Origin of the sequence: Nocardia rhizosphaerihabitans, assembly GCF_014646295.1 — a bacterium.
Classification (GTDB): Bacteria; Actinomycetota; Actinomycetes; order Mycobacteriales; family Mycobacteriaceae; genus Nocardia; species Nocardia rhizosphaerihabitans.
In genome coordinates this window covers 1-1362 of sequence record NZ_BMNE01000022.1, presented here as the reverse complement: position 1 = coordinate 1362, position 1362 = coordinate 1, and the positions used below count along the sequence as shown (strand labels likewise).

1 protein-coding gene is annotated in these 1362 nt (G+C 67.3%); it reads right to left on the bottom strand.

What is annotated here, in order from left to right; genetic code table 11:
• The coding region (locus IEY60_RS35415) for an acyl-CoA dehydrogenase family protein (protein WP_189034933.1) at positions 1 to 1362 on the bottom strand (1362 nt) is incomplete at both ends.

Sequence of the window (1362 nt, the reverse complement as noted above, 5' to 3'; positions counted from 1 at the left end):
TCGCGGGCGATCTTGCGGAAGAAGAAGTCCTGGGCCTGGATCGCGGTGGTGCCCTCGTAGAGGGAGTCGATCTTGGCGTCGCGGATGTACTGCTCGATCGGGTAGTCCTGCAGGAAGCCCGAACCGCCGAAGGTTTGCAGGGACTCGGTGAGGTACTGGTAGGCGCGTTCGGACCCGACACCCTTGACGATCGGTAGCAGCAGGTCGTTGACCCGGGCGGCCAGCTCGGCGTCGGCACCCGAAATATGCTGGGCGACAGCCGGATCCTGATGGCCTGCGGTGTAGAGGTACACCGAGCGCAGGCCCTCCGCGTAGGCCTTCTGCATGAGCAGCGACCGGCGCACGTCGGGGTGGTGGATGATGGAGACCTTGGGGGCGGTCTTGTCCGAGGCCTGGGTCAGATCCGCGCCCTGGACCCGCGACTTCGCGTACTCGAGGGCGTTGAGGTAGCCGGTGGACAGGGTCGCGATGGCCTTGGTGCCCACCATCATCCGGGCTTCCTCGATGACCTTGAACATCTGGGCGATGCCGTTGTGCACGTCCCCGACGAGGTACCCCACGGCAGGGACCCCGTGGCCGCCGAAGGTGAGTTCACAGGTGGCCGAGGCCTTGAGCCCCATCTTGTGTTCGACATTGGTGACGAACACGCCGTTGCGGTCGCCGAGTGCGTAGGTCTCGTGGTCGAAGTGGAACTTCGGCACGATGAACAGGCTCAATCCCTTGGTGCCGGGGCCCGCGCCTTCGGGGCGGGCCAGGACCAGGTGGACGATGTTGGCGAACAGGTCGTCGGAGTCGGCGGAGGTGATGAACCGCTTGACGCCCTCGATGTGCCAGGTGCCGTCGTCCTGGCGGATCGCCTTGGTGCGACCGGCGCCGACATCGGAACCTGCATCGGGTTCGGTGAGGACCATGGTGGCGCCCCAGTCGCGCTCGACCATCTGGGCGGCCCACTGCTTCTGTTGTGCGGTACCGACCTCGGCGAGCACCGCGGCGATCGTGGCACCGCTCGAGTACATGTAGGCGGCTGGTTGCGCGCCGAGTAGGAACTCGTTGACCGCCCAGCCCACCATCTGCGGTGCGGGCACGCCCCCGATCTCCGGGGTCTTGGCCAGCCGCGGCCACTCGGCGTCGAGCCAGGCACGGACGGCCTTCTTGAACGGGGCGGGCAGCCGGACCGAATGCGTTGCCGGGTCGAAGACCGGTGGGGTTCGGTCGGTTTCGGCGAAGGGCTCGGCGACGGGGCCCTCGGCGAGGCGGGCGGCCTCGCCGAGCATGGTGCGCACGGTATCGGCGTCGAGATCGCCGAACTCGCCGGTGTCGAGGACGGTGTCGAGGCCGTAGACCTCGAACAGGTTGAACTCC